16 protein-coding genes and 1 tRNA gene are annotated in these 16,063 nt (G+C 65.8%); 9 read left to right on the forward strand and 8 right to left on the reverse strand.

The window, feature by feature from the left end; all coding sequences use genetic code 11:
- Window positions 1-523, forward strand: a 523-nt coding sequence (locus tag AAHM44_RS22715; RefSeq protein ID WP_342251419.1) for a methyl-accepting chemotaxis protein, incomplete at its 5' end; no start/stop codon positions are given.
- A 401-nt stretch (window positions 524-924) separates the two neighbouring features.
- Window positions 925-1,296 carry a hypothetical protein gene (locus AAHM44_RS22720; RefSeq protein WP_269574959.1) on the forward strand — a complete coding sequence of 124 codons (372 nt, stop codon included), beginning with the start codon at window positions 925-927 and terminating at the stop codon, window positions 1,294-1,296.
- Between the two features lie 272 nt (window positions 1,297-1,568).
- Here the strand turns inward: AAHM44_RS22720 and AAHM44_RS22725 are convergent, their stop codons facing one another.
- Both AAHM44_RS22725 and AAHM44_RS22730 read right to left on the reverse strand, forming a co-directional pair.
- Entirely contained in the window at window positions 1,569-1,955 is a 387-nt protein-coding gene (locus AAHM44_RS22725; RefSeq protein WP_269574958.1) for a hypothetical protein, read from the reverse strand.
- Window positions 1,952-3,934 carry a putative bifunctional diguanylate cyclase/phosphodiesterase gene (locus AAHM44_RS22730; RefSeq protein ID WP_184167214.1) on the reverse strand — a complete coding sequence of 661 codons (1,983 nt, stop codon included), beginning with the start codon at window positions 3,932-3,934 and terminating at the stop codon, window positions 1,952-1,954. Before AAHM44_RS22730 ends, AAHM44_RS22725 begins: the two co-directional genes overlap by 4 nt.
- Before the next feature lie 59 nt (window positions 3,935-3,993).
- On the opposite strand from AAHM44_RS22730, the gene moaA reads away from it, so the two are divergent.
- From moaA to AAHM44_RS22745, 3 genes are all read left to right on the forward strand, one after another.
- Window positions 3,994-4,992: a GTP 3',8-cyclase MoaA gene (gene moaA / locus AAHM44_RS22735; RefSeq protein WP_342251420.1), complete on the forward strand. Its 999-nt coding sequence runs from the start codon at window positions 3,994-3,996 to the stop codon at window positions 4,990-4,992.
- Window positions 4,989-5,759 (forward strand): NAD kinase, encoded by a 771-nt coding sequence (locus AAHM44_RS22740; protein WP_184167221.1) that lies wholly within the window; start codon window positions 4,989-4,991, stop codon window positions 5,757-5,759. The genes moaA and AAHM44_RS22740 overlap by 4 nt, the downstream gene beginning before the upstream one ends.
- 72 nt (window positions 5,760-5,831) lie before the next feature.
- Window positions 5,832-5,906, forward strand: a tRNA-Asn gene (locus AAHM44_RS22745).
- Window positions 5,907-6,081: 175 nt separating this feature from the next.
- Here the strand turns inward: AAHM44_RS22745 and AAHM44_RS22750 are convergent.
- The gene (locus AAHM44_RS22750; RefSeq protein ID WP_342251421.1) at window positions 6,082-6,747 is read right to left on the reverse strand and encodes a sensor histidine kinase; all 666 of its coding nucleotides are present in this window, start codon (window positions 6,745-6,747) and stop codon (window positions 6,082-6,084) included.
- A 328-nt stretch (window positions 6,748-7,075) separates the two neighbouring features.
- On the opposite strand from AAHM44_RS22750, the gene AAHM44_RS22755 reads away from it, so the two are divergent.
- The 4 genes from AAHM44_RS22755 to AAHM44_RS22770 all read left to right on the forward strand — a co-directional run bounded on the left by AAHM44_RS22755 (window position 7,076) and on the right by AAHM44_RS22770 (window position 10,476).
- On the forward strand, window positions 7,076-8,158 hold the full coding sequence (locus AAHM44_RS22755; RefSeq protein WP_269574955.1) for an AraC family transcriptional regulator ligand-binding domain-containing protein: 1,083 nt from the start codon (window positions 7,076-7,078) through the stop codon (window positions 8,156-8,158).
- Between the two features lie 57 nt (window positions 8,159-8,215).
- On the forward strand, window positions 8,216-9,232 hold the full coding sequence (locus tag AAHM44_RS22760; RefSeq protein WP_342251422.1) for an adenosine deaminase: 1,017 nt from the start codon (window positions 8,216-8,218) through the stop codon (window positions 9,230-9,232).
- Window positions 9,229-9,741 (forward strand): phosphoribosyltransferase, encoded by a 513-nt coding sequence (locus AAHM44_RS22765; protein ID WP_342251423.1) that lies wholly within the window; start codon window positions 9,229-9,231, stop codon window positions 9,739-9,741. Before AAHM44_RS22760 ends, AAHM44_RS22765 begins: the two co-directional genes overlap by 4 nt.
- A gap of 123 nt (window positions 9,742-9,864) precedes the next feature.
- Entirely contained in the window at window positions 9,865-10,476 is a 612-nt protein-coding gene (locus AAHM44_RS22770) for a CC0125/CC1285 family lipoprotein (RefSeq protein ID WP_184167233.1), read from the forward strand.
- Window positions 10,477-10,999: 523 nt separating this feature from the next.
- Here the strand turns inward: AAHM44_RS22770 and secA are convergent.
- The 5 genes from secA to AAHM44_RS22795 form a co-directional block, all read right to left on the reverse strand.
- Complete coding sequence (gene secA, locus AAHM44_RS22775; protein WP_269574954.1) at window positions 11,000-13,741, reverse strand: preprotein translocase subunit SecA; 2,742 nt, start codon at window positions 13,739-13,741, stop codon at window positions 11,000-11,002.
- A gap of 118 nt (window positions 13,742-13,859) precedes the next feature.
- Window positions 13,860-14,120: a hypothetical protein gene (locus tag AAHM44_RS22780; protein ID WP_269574953.1), complete on the reverse strand. Its 261-nt coding sequence runs from the start codon at window positions 14,118-14,120 to the stop codon at window positions 13,860-13,862.
- A gap of 121 nt (window positions 14,121-14,241) precedes the next feature.
- The gene (locus tag AAHM44_RS22785; protein ID WP_269574952.1) at window positions 14,242-15,015 is read right to left on the reverse strand and encodes a class I SAM-dependent methyltransferase; all 774 of its coding nucleotides are present in this window, start codon (window positions 15,013-15,015) and stop codon (window positions 14,242-14,244) included.
- A gap of 56 nt (window positions 15,016-15,071) precedes the next feature.
- Window positions 15,072-15,368, reverse strand: coding sequence for a hypothetical protein (locus AAHM44_RS22790; RefSeq protein ID WP_342251424.1), 297 nt, complete (start codon window positions 15,366-15,368; stop codon window positions 15,072-15,074).
- Window positions 15,369-15,483: 115 nt separating this feature from the next.
- A partial coding sequence (locus AAHM44_RS22795; protein ID WP_342251425.1) for an energy transducer TonB occupies window positions 15,484-16,063 on the reverse strand: 580 nt, incomplete at its 5' end.

Genomic DNA, 16,063 nt, shown 5'->3' on the forward strand with positions numbered 1-16,063 from the left:
TATGACCGCCGCCGTCGACGCCGGCCGCGCCGGCGAGGCGGGCCGCGGCTTCGCCGTGGTCGCCGACCTGGTCAGCGCGCTCGCGATGCGCGCCGAGGAAGAAGCCGGCCGCGCCCGCGACCAGCTCACCACGACCCAGGCCGAAGTGGTTACCGCGGTGGATGCGGTGATGAAGGTCGATGGCGCGCTCGCCAACATCTCCAGCGATGTCGGCGAAGTCCACGCCCTGCTCGGCACCATGGCGCAGGACAACAAGGCGCAGGCGGTCGCGATCGGCGAAGTCAGCACCGCGATCGGCGCGATGGACCGGGGCACGCAGCAGAACGCCGCGATGGTCGAGGAAACCTCCGCCGCCACCCGTACGCTCGAGCAGGAAGCCGAAACCCTGGCCGAGCTCACCAGCGCCTTCCGCACGGATGCCGCAGCCGCTCCCGCACGCGCGAACGGTCGCCACCCGATCGTCAGCGGCGTGGTGCGCAACCTGCCGGCAGCGGCGGTCTCCGCCCTGCGCGCCCCGAACTGAGACAGGGCAAATCGACCTGTATTTTTGCGTAATTGCGCATGCTGCAACTGCGTTCAGGATGCAGGATGAGATTCTGTCGCTCGGCGTCAGGGCCGAACCTCGGGGGAGGTTTGGCCCCGGTGCGGCTTCTTTGTTTTGAAGCCGACCCGTTTCGGCAGGTCTCGTGTTGAACCGATAATCATAAGGCTGCGTATCTGGCCGTGACGGATGTGATTGAATCAGGCGCGCCCCTGAACGGGGCCGCTCGCGAGGAGCTTGGCTTGAGGGAGCCGGACGGTTTCGAGCAACGTCGACTGCTGACCGAAGCGATGGCCCGGCTGTCGCATGCAAGCTCCATTGACGAGCTGGTCACTGTGCTGCGGGATTGCGCGCGCACCATTGCGCGATGCGACGGGGTCACCGTGATCCGTCGCACGGGCAATCGTGTGGCCTATATCGCCGAAGACGCGATGTCCCCGCTCTGGGCAGGCTCGGATTTCCCGATCGAGAATTGCATCTCGGGCCTCGCCATCCTCGAGGCACGCCCGATCCACATTCCCGACATCTACGAGGATGATCGGGTGCCGGTGGACGCCTATCGCCCCACCTTCGTGCGCAGCATGTCGATGTATCCGATCGGGCTGATGGGCCCGAGCATGGCGATGGGCGCCTATTGGAAGGACGCAGGCGCCGCCGATCCGGCGACCAACGCCCTGCTCGCCAGCCTGGCGCGCTATGCCGGCGTCACCCTCAACCGCGTAACCGAAGGCCGCGGCGCGGACCCGGAGGGATAAATCGCGCCGCCGATCCCGATGGACCGGCCTCCCCTTTCCGCCATCTCCCAACCCGTTCCCCTCACGCCCCGCCCGTCATTTCCTCTCTTCCGCCATCCCGTCTTCCGGCAGCGCCCCCTCCGCCATTCCCCTTCTTCCGTCATCCCCGCGCAGGCGGGGATCTATTGCCGCTGAAGGCAATGAGTCCCACCCCGGCCAGCCAGAATGGATCCCCGCCTGCGCGGGGATGACGACAAGAATTCGCAAGGATGGGCAATGGACAGCAGAGCCCCCTACCGGATCTCCAGCACTTCCTCTTCCTCGGCCTCCAGCTCCTCGACCGAGAATTTCTCCCGCTCCATGCTGAATCCGCCGGTGGTGCCTTCGTCGAGCCGCCAGCGCCCATTCGCCTCGGTGCCCTGGTCGTCGATCTGGCCCTCGTAGAACACCGCATGGTGCCACCGGCCGCGATATTGCTTCACGAACTGGATCAGCCCGCTGCTCCGCCGCCCGGCAACCGATGCGTTGCGGATGCCGCCCTGCCCGTCCGGCTCGCTGATCGATCCGGAGAACACCCCGCCCGCTTCCTCGAGCACGGCGATGAAGCCATTGTCCTGGTCGCCTCCGGTGCTGGCATAGCGGCCATACCAGACGCCGCTCATCTCGCGCGGATCGCTCATGCCCGGCTCACCAGCTGGGCCAGCGCCGGCACGTCCACCGGACCGGCGCACAGATAGCCCTGGAAATACTGGCAGCCTTCCTTGGCGAGCAGGTCCAATTGCTCCGCCGTCTCCACGCCCTCGGCGACCACCGACAGCCCCAGCGAACGCGCCATGTCGATCACCCCGCGCACCACCACCCGGTCACGGGCCGATCCCGTGATGTCCTGGCTCAGCTTGCGGTCGATCTTCAGATAGTCGAGCGGCAGCGCCTTGAGATAGGCCAGGCTCGAATAACCGGTGCCGAAATCGTCGATCGCCACCCGGCATCCCGCCGCGCGCAGCATGGTGAGCAGCCGCGCCGCCTCCCCCAGGTCGGACATGATGCCGCTCTCGGTGATCTCCACCGTCAGCCGGTTGCGCGGGAAGTTGCTCGCATCGATCCGCCCGAGCAGCGCATCGAGGAACCCCGATCGCGCGACATCCCCGGCAGTGACGTTGATCGACAGCCGCAGCTTGCTCAGCGACATCGGCCAGTTGGCCGCCGCCGCCAGCGCCCGACGCTGGACATGGTCGGACAGGGTCGCGTCGAGCCCGGCACGCTCCGCGGTCGCGAACAGGGTCTCCGCGCCAAGCTCGCCGAATTCCGGGTGGTTCCAGCGCGCCAGCGCCTCCACGCCGATGATCTGCCCGGTCGCGATCGCCACCTGCGGCTGGAACAGCACGCCGATCTCGCTGCGCTCCAGCGCCCGGTGCAGGCTGTCGACCAGCACGTCGACCGGCGGTGCCCCCTTTTCCAGCGGCACGTCGCCGAGCAGTGCCTCGCTCGCCCGGCGCAGCATCGCGGCGGCGGTGTCTCCCGCCTGGCTCGCCCCGGTCACCAGCCGCGCCCCCAGCGGGGCGATGTCGCCGCCCGCGACGAAGGGCCGGGCCAGCGCATCCTCCAGCCGCGCCGCCGCGGTGCCGATCCGCGCGGCATCCGCATCGTCGCTGGCGACCAGGAATTCCGAACCGCCGATCCGCGCGACGATCGCGCCCTTGCCCAGCGCCTCGCGCGCCACTTCGCCCACCCGGCGCGAGACGCTGCGCAGCAGCTCGTCGCCCACGGTGCGGCCATAGGCGGTGTTGACCGTCTCGAACCGCGTCAGCCCGATCAGCACGATGCCCACCTTGCCGCCCTCGGCCAGCCGGCGGTCGATCCAGCGGCGGGCACTGGGCCCGTCGCGCGCGCCGGTCAGCGCGTCGCGCACCGCCGCATTGGCATCGGGCGCCACGCCCAGCGCCTCGACCAGCGCGTGCAGCCGGTTGGTCTGCGCGTCATATTGCAGGTGCTGCACCACCCGCCCGACGCCGGCCAGGTCGTGCGCGAACGCGGTGGACGGGGTCTCGGCATTGAGGCGGCGCAGCGCGCTGCGTGCCAGCACTCGGTCGGCAAGATCGAGCTTGGCGAAGAAGCTGCGGGTGCCCGGTGCCTCGGGCAGGCCGAGCAGGCTCGCCAGCGCCGGCGTCACCTGGAGCGAGCGCATGCCCGGATCGAAGCGCCAGCCGAGCGGCTCGGCCGGCCCCTTTTCCTGGCCATGCCAGCCCGAGAGTCGCTCGACATGGCGCTGGGCGAAGCGGATCGCATGCGCCATCGCCGCCGAGGACATCGGGCTCGACAGGAAATGCGTCGCGCCGGCGTCGAAGAAATAGCGCATGTGCACCGTGTCGCTCTGCGACACGAGGATAAGCATCGCCGCGCCATGCGCCTCGATCGTCGGGCCCAGGACCTTCGCGGCGTCCAGTCCCTCGGAAAGCGCGCCGCGCGCGTCGATCACCGCGACGGCGGCGCCGCTGCCCAGGAAGCGGCGCTCCAGCGCGTCCGATCGCCGGGCCGCCACGACCCGCCAGCCGCCTCCCGCCGCTGCCGCCGCGACTTCGTCGCGCTGGCGGAAGCTGAGGACGAACACCGGTGCAGCGTCTGCATTGGCGCCTTCGATGACTGTGAAATCTTCAGACATTCCGCCCTCGATAACGCGAACGCTTGCCCACCGCTATCTTCATGCTTACCTGCCTTTACATGGCAGCCGCGTCCGCCTTGATCGATGCCCATGGCCGCGCGATCCAGTATTTGCGGATTTCGGTGACGGATCGCTGCGATCTGCGTTGCCGCTACTGCATGTCGGAGGACATGCGCTTCCTGCCCCGCAGTGAATTGCTGAGCCTCGATGAGCTGGCGCTGATCGCCGATCGCTTCATTGCCCGCGGCGTGCGCAAGATCCGGCTGACCGGCGGCGAGCCGCTGGTGCGCAGCGACACGATCGAGCTGGTCCGCCGCGTCGGGCGGCATCTCGGCCAGGGGCTGGACGAAGTCACGCTGACGACGAACGGCACGCGGCTGGCGGAGCATGCCGTGGCGCTGCGCGATGCCGGGGTGCGCCGGGTCAATGTGAGTCTCGACAGCCGGGATCCCGCGGTTTTCCGCCATGTCACCCGGCATGGGGACGTGGCGAAGGTATTGGCGGGCATTGCCGCGGCGCAGGATGCCGGGCTTGCGGTCAAGCTCAACATGGTCGCGCTCAAGGGGCTGAACGAGGGCGAGGTCGCGCCGATGCTCGCCTGGGCGGTCGAGCGCGGCATGGACCTCACCCTGATCGAGACGATGCCGCTCGGCCAGATCGACGAGGATCGGGTGGATCGCTTCCTGCCGCTGGGCGGGGTGCTCGCGGATCTGCGCGATCGCTTCGATCTCGTGCCCGATACGCATCGCACCGGGGGCCCCGCCCGCTATTGGCGGGTCGCGGGCTCGGATACGCGGCTGGGCCTGATTACCCCGCTCACCGCCAATTTCTGCGACGGCTGCAACCGCGTCCGCCTCGCCACCGACGGAAAGCTCTATATGTGCCTGGGCCACGATGAAGGCGTGGATTTGAAAGCCGCCCTCCGCAGTTCCGAATCCCTCGCCCTGGACGCGGCGATAGATGATTCGCTTCGCCGAAAGCCTGCCCGGCATGATTTCCGCATCGCCGCCGGGGCTGCTCCGGCCACGCGTCGCCACATGAGTGTCACCGGCGGATGAGCCAGTTGCGCGCGCTTTTCGCTTCCCCCACCGAACCCGCCCAGCTCGCCGCGGACGAGTTGCGCGAGGCCTATGAATGGGTGCCGCTGGACCAGGCCGAATCGATCGTCGCCCTGGGTGGCGACGGCTTCATGCTCCAGACCCTCCACACCCTGCTCGAAGGCCGCCGCAACCTGCCGGTGTTCGGCATGAACCTCGGCACGGTCGGCTTCCTGATGAACGACTGGCGCCGTGAAGGGCTGGACGAGCGGCTGGCCCGCGCCAAGCCGTTCAAGGTCAGCCCGCTCAAGATGCACGCGGTCAACACCACAGGTGAGCGATTCGAGCTGCCGGCGATCAACGAAGTCTCGTTCCTGCGCGAGACGCGCCAGACGGCGAAGCTCGAGGTCACGGTCAACGATCGCGTGGTGCTGCCCGAGCTGGTGTGCGACGGCATGCTGATCGCCACGCCTGCGGGCTCGACCGCGTACAACCTCTCGGTCCAGGGACCGATCCTGCCGCTGGGCTCGGGCATGCTGGCGATGACGCCGATCAGCCCCTTCCGTCCCCGGCGCTGGCGCGGGGCCATCCTGCCCGACAAGGCGCGAATCACGATTCGCGTGCTGGAGGCCGACAAGCGCCCGGTCAGCGCGGTCGCGGACCAGCGCGAAGTGCGCGATGTGGCCCGCGTCGATATCGAAATCGACCACCACCGCGACCTCACCTTGCTCTTCGATCCCGAGCATGCGCTCGATGATCGCATTACGATGGAACAATTCGTCGCCTGACCCCTTGCAATCCTCGAAAACCCGCTGCATAGGGCCGCCTCCGCCGCGGTTCACCGCGCGGAAAGATGGTGATCCCTGATAGCTCAGCGGTAGAGCTCTCGACTGTTAATCGAGCGGCCGTAGGTTCGAATCCTACTCAGGGAGCCACCACAAACCCTTCAGAAACAAAGACATTCAGCACCGCAGCGCAATCGCGCATGCGGCTCTTCGCGTTTCCACGCGCCCGAGATCGTTTCCCGACTCCAACGAAAAAGCCCCGCCCGTGAGGGGACGGGCGGGGCTTCAGAGGCCCGGTGGGGGGATGGGCCTCTCGGGGGGTAACTCAGATGAACTCGGGTCCACGCGGCAGGGCGAGAACGAACACGGCGCCCTCCCCCGGCTCGGCAGGTTCGATGGTCAGCGTGCCGTCATGGGCGTCGACGATCGTCTGCGAGATGGCGAGGCCGAGGCCGGTGCCGTCCACCTTGGTGCTGACCATCGGCTGGAACAGATGCTCCTGCACGCCGACGGGAATACCAGGCCCCGTGTCCGCCACGCGGATGCGGACGCGCTCGCCTTCGGTCCAGCTCGAGATCTCGATCTTGCGGACCGGGCTGTTCCACATCGCCTGCGCGGCGTTGAGCAACAGGTTGGAGAGCACCATCTCGATCTGGATGCGATCGGCAAGCACGCAGGTCGATCCCGGATCGAAGCTGCGAACCACCTCGACATCTTCAAGGCACGAAAGCCGGGCGCTGACGGCGTCGAGCATCTCGACCAGGCATTCCGGGCGCACATCGACGCGACCCGTCTTCACGAAGGTGCGCATCCGCAGCACGATGTCCGACGCCCGCGCGGTCTGGGCCGCGGCGTCCTCGATGAAGCCGAGCAGTTCCTCCAGCCCGTGGATGCGCTGGCGGATGACCGAGGCGCAGCCCAGCATATAGTTGCTGGCCGCGGTGAGCGGCTGGGCAAGTTCATGCGCCATTGCCGCTGCCATCGCGCTCATCGCGGTAAGGCGTGCACGTGCGGAAGGATCGCTTGGCGAGCATGGCTCGGGGGGCGAATCATTTGCAGGAAAGCGAACCGAATCGGGCGCTTCAGGCAGCCCATTACCTTCGGCGCCAGCGTTACGCCTGGCGGCCGAAACCCCATCGAACCCCATTTTTTTCTCCGTGCCCCTGGTTTCCTGCCCATGGAAACCGGTGTCCCCGATATTAATACGACAAGCTGCGCCTGACTGCTTTGCATTTCGCGCCAGCTACTTGGCAGTTCACGCCACCAGGCATAGGATTCGCAATGTTCCGGATGCACTCCGGGCATGGGGAGGGTCCTGCATGGCGTCTGCACGTGCGGCCATACTGAGGAACTATGTTTCGGTCGCCCTGGACGTTGGCCTCGATCCTTATCGCATACTTGCCGACACCGGCGTCAGCCCATCACAACTTCGCAATCCTGAGGAAAGACTACCCAGGGGCGCGATCGCCTCGATCCTCGAACGCTCGGCCATCGAGGGGAATTGCCCGCATTTCGCGATGCTTCTCGCCGAACGGCAGGATCTGTCCTCCTTCGGCCCCATAAGCCTGGTGCTGCAGCAGCAGGAAACGCTGGAAGACGCCATCCGCATGCTGGTCCGCTACCAGCACCTGCTCGGCGACCTGCTGACCTTCAATTTCGAGCTCGCCGGCGACAGCGCGCTGGTGCGGACCCAGATCATCAGCAACATCGACTTCGTGCCGCGCCAGGCGCATGAAGCGGTAGGCTCGATCCTGTCGCGCGCCTTCACCGAGATCGGCGGCGAACGGTGGAAGCCGGACTGCCTGCACTTCATGCATGCCGCCCCCCGCTCGCTGGAATTCCATCACCGCATACTGGGCTGTCCGGTGGTCTTCGGGAGCGATGTGAACGGGATCGTCTATAGCCGCGAGGCGCTGCGGGCGCGCAATCCGAGCTACCGCGCCAACCTTGCCGCATACGCCAACAGCTATTTCGAGGCGCAATTCCCTTCGGCCCCGCCACAGAGCCAGACGGACCGCGCCCGCCAGGCGCTCTACCTCCTGCTCGCCTCGGGCAACGCCTCGATCGAGAGCGTGGCGCGCCATCTCAGCGTTTCCCCGCGCACCCTCCAGCGCCGCCTCGAAGCCGAAGGCACCGGGTTCAGCGCGGTGCTGAACGCGGTCCGCAAGGAGCTGGTGGTCCGCCACCTGCTCAACAATGTCCACGCGCTCGCCACCGTCGGCGAGATGCTGGGCTACACGTCGCCGGCCGCGTTCACTCGGTGGTTCAGCTCGGAATTCGGCATGTCGCCCAGCGCGTGGCGACGTTCGAGCAATGACGATCACAAGGATGCCGACCCACCCGAGGAAGACGAGTCCGGGCGGGCCGGCCAACAGGGACTGCCCGCACCCCATCCCCTCTGAGGGCAACCGGCGCGCCCTCCCCTTGCGACTCTCTCGCGCGCCTGCGATGTTCCCGCGATGCGAGACCTCGACACTTTCATCGCCGGCCTGCCCAAGGCGGAACTGCACCTTCACATCGAAGGCAGCCTCGAGCCCGAGCAGATGTTCGCCTTTGCCCAGCGCAACAACGTCGCCATCCCCTTCGCCTCGGTGGAGGAAGTGCGCGCGGCCTATGAGTTCTCGAACCTGCAGGACTTCCTCGACATCTATTATGCCGGCGCCGACGTGCTGCGCACCGAGGAGGATTTCCGCGACCTGGCCCTCGCCTATTTCGAGCGCGTCGCGAAGGACGGCGTGGTCCATGCCGAGATCTTCTTCGATCCACAGACCCACACGCACCGCGGCGTCCCCTTCGGGGTAGTCGCCAACGGCCTGCTCGCCGGCATGGACGAGGCCGAGAGCCGGCTCGGCATCACCTCGAAGCTGATCCTCTGCTTCCTGCGCCACCTCGACGAGGAAGACGCCTTCAAGACCCTGACCCAGGCCCAGCCCTGGATCGACCGGATCGCCGGCGTGGGCCTCGACTCCTCGGAAGTCGGCCATCCGCCCTCCAAGTTCGAGCGCGTCTTCGCCGCCGCCGCCGCGATGGGCCTCAAGCGCGTCGCCCATGCCGGCGAGGAAGGCCCGCCCGCCTATGTGGAGGAAGCGCTCGACCTTCTCGCGGTTGACCGGCTCGACCATGGCAATCGCAGTCTCGAGGATCCCGCGCTGGTCGCGCGCCTCGCCCGATCGTCGATGACGCTGACGGTATGCCCGCTGTCCAACGTCAAGTTGTGCAACGTCGCTTCGGTCGATGTGCATCCGATCGACCGGATGCTCGAGCTCGGCCTGCGCGCCACGGTCAATTCGGACGACCCGGCCTATTTCGGCGGCTATGTCGCCGACAATTACCGCGCGATCGCGCAGGGCCGCGATCTCAGTCGCCGCGACCTGGTGACGCTGGCGCGCAACTCTTTCCTGGGCTCGTTCCTTTCGGACGACGAAGTCGCCACCCATCTCGCCCGGGTAGACGCCTATGCGGAGGAACACGCTTGAGCATCGTCTTCACCCATTTCACGCACGAGGAGATGGTCGCGGGCATCCACGCCATCGCCGGCGAGGCCGAGGCCTGGAACCCCACCCTTCTGGTCGGCATCGGCCGCGGCGGGCTGACGCCGGCGGTATTCCTGTCGCACCGCATGGGCCTGCCGCTGGTCTCGATCGACTATTCGACCAAGATCGCCCAGTTCGGCGAGGAACTGGTATCGGTGCTCGCCCGGCGGACGCGCGACGGCGACCGGCTGCTGTTCGTCGAGGACATCAACGACAGCGGCAAGACGATCGGCGAGCTTCGCGCCGCACTGGCTGCCGAGGGCGCGATCGCCAGCCGCATCCGCTTCGCCGTGCTGCTCGACAATATCCGCTCGTCGCAGCAGGTCGATTATCGCTCGCGCCGGATCGACCGTTCGGTCGACAAGGACTGGTTCGTCTTCCCCTGGGAGGCGATGGCCCCGCGCGACACGCTGGCGGAAGACGCCATGGAAGTTCCCGAACGACTCGCGTGAGTTGCCCGTGACCGTTCAGGCGCTGTCAATCGTACTTATGGCACGCTCCGTCGCGGACACATCCCTGTCGGCACGCGTTCGTTCCGTCATAGCAGTGACCAGACCTAACCCTCGGAGAGAAGCATGTTGAGAACTCCCAAGCGCCCCCGGATCGCAGCGCTGGCTCTCATCCTCGCCGGCAGCATCTCGCTGTCCGCCTGTATGACCGCGACCCCCTATCAGCCGGCAACGGGCAACGGCACTGCCGCGCGCAACGGCTATTCGGACACCCAGATCGAAAGCAATCGCTTCCGCGTCAGCTTCGCGGGCAACAGCCTGACGGCGCGCGAGACGGTCGAGCGCTACCTGCTCTATCGGGCGGCCGAGCTCACCCTGCAGCAGGGTTTCGACTATTTCGTGCTCGCGGATCGCGACACCGAGAAGAAGACCGACGTCGTCCGTACGCCGGGCGCATGGGGCGGCCCCGGCTGGGGCGGCGGTCCCTGGGGTTATTGGAGCCCGTCGTGGCGCTTCTATCGCGGCCCGCGCTGGGGCTGGCGCAGCTGGGATCCCTTCTATGACGATCCCTTCTGGCGCGATCGCGACTGGGACTATCGCACCGTCACCCAATATGAGGCCATGGCCGAAGTGGTGATGGGCAAGGGCCCGAAGCCGGCCGACAATGTCCGCGCCTTTGACGCGCACGAAGTGGTCAATCGCCTTGGCCCGTCGATCCAGATGCCGACCGCAAAGTAAGCGGGCACGAAAAAACCTCCCGCCTGCGCGGGAGGGACTTTCGAGAGGGAGGGCCGATCAGCCCTCCCTTTTCTTTTGCCTGAAACCGCGCCCGTTCCAACACCGGCGGCAAGGACGACTCGCGAAAGTACACGAAGTACACACCAAGAGCCGGTTTCCGTGGCACCGAAGCTGACATACGTCCCGGAGTCGCCGCGCATCACGCAACTTTCCTGCGCGCGCGTGATCCTATTTTTCCAACGGAATCAAAGAGCCGCCGACCATGAGACCGGCTGCCCGAGCCGAGCCGACGAACTCCTACATTGCAAGGATCGAACCGGCTCCCTGTCCCGCACTTCGTCCCCTGCTTCCCCGACGAAGGCCGGGGAACGGGGACATCTGAAAGGCCGCACGTCCCCAGGAATCGTTATCCCCGCGCAGGCGGGAATCCAGGGTTACAGGCGATGCGCCCTTGGCTCTGGATCCCGCCTTCGCGGGGATGACGGGATTTGGGAGGGCGGACCCAAGGTCCGCCCCAACCGGATCAGGCCACCTGGCCGTGGCAATGCTTGTACTTGCGGCCCGAGCCGCACGGGCACGGCGCATTGCGGCTGACCAGCCCTTCCCACTGCGCCGGATCCGTACCGAGATCCTCGGGCGACGGCTGGGGAATCCCCAGCTGCGGCAGGCGAGTGGTGACCAGGCCGGCGGCACCGCCGTCATAGTCATAGGTATCGTCGTCGCCGGTCAGCGGATCGATATGCGTGGTCAGGAAGTCGGGCAGCTGCGGCAGCTCGGGAGCCGGCTCCATGCGGAACTGGGCGAAGGCGAGCGTGCGGGTCACGTCCTCGCGGATCTGGCCGAGCATACGCTCGAACATCGCGAACGCTTCGTGCTTGTACTCGTTGATCGGCGTCTTCTGGGCATAGGCACGCAGATGGACGACCTGGCGGAGCGCATCGAGCATCGCGAGATGCTCCTTCCAGTGGTGGTCGAGATTCTGCAGCAGGATCGACTTCTCGATCTGGCTCCAGGTCTCGGGCTCGAGGTCGGCCGCCTTGGCTTCGACCAGCTGGTCGGCCGCGGTGCGGATGCGCTCCTCGACCATTTCCGGCTCGATCTGCGCTTCGTCGCGGATCCACTGATCAACCGGCGCCTCGACATTGAGGGTGCCGACCAGCTTCTCCTTGAGCTCCTCGACCTTCCACTGCTCGGGGTAGGAGCCGTGCGGGCAATATTCGCCGACGATGGCGTTGACCGTTTCCGCGCGCATGTCCGCGACGACGTCACCCACCGTCTCGGCATCCATGATGTCCGCGCGCTGCTCGTAGATCACCTTGCGCTGGTCGTTCATCACGTCGTCATATTCGACGACCTGCTTGCGGATGTCGTAGTTGCGCGCCTCGACCTTGCGCTGCGCGGTCTCGATCGCCTTGGACAACCACTTCGAGCCGATCGCCTCGCCATCCTCGATATTGTTGCGCATCATCTTGGCGAACAGCGTGTTCGAACCGAAGATGCGCAGCAGATCGTCGTCAAGGCTGAGGTAGAAGCGCGACAGGCCCGGATCGCCCTGGCGGCCCGAGCGGCCACGCAGCTGGTTATCGATGCGGCGGCTCTCATGGCGCTCGGTACCGAGCACGAACAGGCCGCCGGCTTCCTTCACCTTCTGCTTCTCGGCATCGATCTCGGCCTTGATCTGCTGGATCGCCGCTTCCTTGGCGGGGCCTTCCTCCATTTCGGAAAGCTCGTCATGGACGCGGAATTCGAGGTTGCCGCCCAGCTGGATGTCGGTACCGCGGCCGGCCATGTTGGTGGCGATGGTCACCGCACCCAGGCGACCCGCCTGCGCGACGATATGCGCTTCATGCTCGTGCTGGCGGGCGTTGAGCACGCTATGCTCCACGCCTTCCTTCTCCAGGAACTCGGAGAGCATCTCGCTCTTCTCGATCGAGACGGTGCCGACCAGCACCGGCTGGCCCTTGGCGGAGTGCAGCTTGATCTTCTTGGCGATCGCCGCGAACTTCTCGTCGAGCGTCTTGTAGAACTCGTCCTCCTCGTCGACGCGCTGCACCGGCAGGTTGGTCGGGATGGTGACGACGTTCATCTTGTAGATGTCGAAGAACTCCGGCGCCTCGGTCGCCGCGGTGCCGGTCATGCCGCCCAGCTTCGGGTACATGCGGAAATAGTTCTGGAAGGTGATCGAGGCGAGCGTCTGGTTCTCGGGCTCGATGTTGACGCCTTCCTTGGCTTCCACCGCCTGGTGCAGGCCGTCCGACCAGCGGCGGCCATCCATCATGCGGCCGGTGAACTCGTCGATGATGACGACCTTGTCGTCCTTCACGATATAGTCGATGTCGCGCTTGAACATCACGTTCGCGCGCAGCGCCTGGTTCAGGTGGTGGACGACCTGGGTGTTCTCGAAGTCATAGAGATTGGCGCCCTGGAGCAGACCGGCGGCCTCGAGCATGCGCTCGACCTTCTCGGTGCCATCCTCGGTCAGCACGATGGTGCGCTGCTTCTCGTCCTTCTCGTAATCCTCGGGCACGAGCTGCTTCACGACCACGTCCACGCCCATATAGAGCTCGGACTTGTCGTCGGTCGGGCCCGAGATGATCAGCGGCGTGCGCGCCTCGTCGATCAGGATCGAGTCGACTTCATCGACGATCGCGAAGTTGAAAGGGCGCTGCGTCATCGACGCGCGATCATATTTCATGTTGTCGCGGAGGTAGTCGAAGCCGAATTCGTTGTTCGTGCCGTAGGTGATGTCCGCGGCATAGGCCTCGCGGCGCTCATGATCCGACAGGTTCGGAATGATCACGCCGGTGGTGAGCCCGAGGAAACGATAGACGCGCCCCATCCAGTCCGCGTCACGCGAAGCGAGATAGTCGTTGACGGTGACGACGTGCACGCCGTCGCCCGGCAGAGCGTTGAGATAGGTCGCGAGCGTGGCGACCAGGGTCTTGCCCTCGCCGGTGCGCATCTCGGCGATCTCGCCGCGGTGGAGCACGATGCCGCCGACCATCTGCACGTCATAGTGGCGCTGGCCGAGCACGCGCTTGGCGGCCTCGCGCACCGTGGCGAAGGCTTCGGGAAGCAGCGCGTCGAGCTTCTCGCCATTGGCGAGGCGCTCGCGGAACTTCACGGTCTGGTTCGCGAGTTCCTCGTCGCTCATCGCCTGCAGCGCGGGCTCGAAGCCGGCGATCTTCTTGACGATACCGTCGAGCGACTTGACGTAGCGATCGTTCGAGGAACCGAACAGGGTCTTGGCAAAACCGCCGAGCATGGATTTTCCAGTCTATGTCTTAAGGTGGTCGGACGGGCGCGCAGGCAATGCGCCAGCGCCCGTTTGGATGCGGAAACGGAAAAGTGCGGCTCCGCGTTTCAGCGGGCCGCAAAAAAGCTCATTCGAGCCGGCGCTCGAAAGGCAGGTGCGACGCGACAAGCGCGGTCTGCACGGCCGCAAGCGGCCTGGCCTTTTCGGGGCGAAGGAGCGGCACCGCGGGTGCCGGCGCAGCGCGGCGGGCCGGAAGCACCGCAGCCTGAGCCGACTGGGCCGCCTGGACCACCGCGATGCCCTGGACCTGCCGGATTCCACCGCGATCGGCCTGACCGATGCCGGTCAGGCTCGCGAGGAAGGCAGTCAGGAGAAGCAGCAGTTCCAAAGCAATCTCTGTGACGTGACTAGCGCCCGCCAGCCAGGCGGGCGCAACACAGACATAGTGACTGCTATGGCATTCGTCTAACTAAAAGCTCGGCCGGACGTGTCGCCACGCCGCTGCCGGGTCACTCGCCCCATACCGCCCAGGCACAATAGGGCTGATGCGGGAAGCGACGCAGGCGCAGATTGCCGATCCCGACGATCTCATCGAGTGCTCGCGTTTCCCCCGGGAAATGCGGGCAATTGAGCTCGTCGAACACGAGCAGGGAACCACGCGTGAGGCGTGGCAGCACCAGCTCGAGCGCGTCGCGGGTCGGCTTGAACACGTCCATGTCGAATATCGCCATGGAGACGACCGCCTGAGGGTTCTTCTCCAGCCAGTCCGGCAGCGTGGCACTCACATCGCCCTTCACCAGCTCATATTTCTGGATCTGCGGGATCGGCGAGAAGCTCTCATGCAGCGAGAGCAGCTCGGCGAGCTGCGCCTCATATCCCTGCGACGTCGAATAATCGCCCGCATTGGAGAAGCCGCCATCCTTGGCGTCGACGCCAACAAAGCCGCTGAACGTGTCGAAGCCGACGATGCGGCGGCTGTGATTGAACGGCTCATACATGCCGCGCAGATTGACGAGCAACGACATGGTCGCGCCCCAGTGCACCCCAAATTCGCAGATGACCCCGGGCACATCGAGGATCTGACGGTAGAGCATGTCCTGATAGAGAATCCGCGAGATTACCTGCCGCTTGAGGAACACCATCGAATGATAGTTCCACTGCGGCCCGAATCCGCCCTCGGCAAAGCGTGCCCTGGCCAGGGCATGGAGCTTCGCGTCGTTATCGGATTCGGTCGCGGCACGCTGCGTGAATTCACCTTCAATTTTCTGAAGCTCGGTATGCATAAATTCTCCCTGCCGCTGCCCCCCCAATTGGACTTCCGCACGGAACTGACTTCACGCTACTTCGCCGGAGCTCCCGTGACGAACTCGACCGCGGCCGAGCGCGATTCCGGTGCCTTGCCCTTCTCGACCGGCAAGGTCAGGCTCTGCACCTGCTGGCAGGCAACCTTGTCGATGCCCGGGCTGCCGCTGGACTGCTCGAGCGTGCACGTCGAAACCGTGCCCTTGCTGGTAAAATCGAGATGAACGATCGGCGCCTTGGTATAGGTGGCCGGAAGTTTCTGCACCGTAATCGTCATGATCGGAGCCGGCGCAGCAGTCTGGCCGGCAAGCGCCAGCAGGGTAGCGAAGATCATTTTTCCCTCTCGATTCTCTTAGGTACCGGTCCCTAGGTACCGGCGCATTGGTAACGGGTACTGGACCTTTGTCTACGCGCTCCTTCGTACCTTCGACACACTTAACCGCGATTGGTCAGGGTGCCTTGGGCACATCGACGGAAACCAGCACCATGCGGGTATCCGGCCGCAGTCCGTCCGGACGGGGATCGGGGCGCACAGCCTGCGCCATCGCCTGGTCGCACGCGACCTTGTCGAGCGGGACGCTGCCGCTGCTGACCTCCGCGCGGCATGAATCCGGCTTGCCTTCGGTGGTGAAATGCACGCGCAGCAAGGCGGGGCGCTCATAACCCGTCGGGATCTTCTTGAGGTTCAGCTCAATGCCGAGCGGCTCGGGCTGCATTTCCTTTATGCGCTTGTCGCTGTCGCCGGGGAACTTCCAGGTGAAGCTGCCCTTGTAGATACTGACGATGGCCACGCCGCTTGCATCGCGGGCCGGCTGAAACTTGCTGCGTGCCAGCAGGACCCCGCAGGTGGTCTGATCCAGCTCTATGAAACCCGATGTCGCGGCGACGCGGCAGTCCGTCACCTTGCCGGTGGCATCCACGCGGAGCAGGAAGCCCGTCGTCCCATTGGCGTGCTGGGCAAATGCCTTTGTGGGATAATCGTCATCGCTCAGCCACCGCAGCGGCGTGATCGGCGTCGGTTTCGGCTCG

The sequence above is a fragment of the Sphingomonas sp. OTU376 genome (assembly GCF_038440415.1).
GTDB classification, from domain to species: Bacteria; Pseudomonadota; Alphaproteobacteria; order Sphingomonadales; family Sphingomonadaceae; genus Sphingomonas; species Sphingomonas kyeonggiensis_A.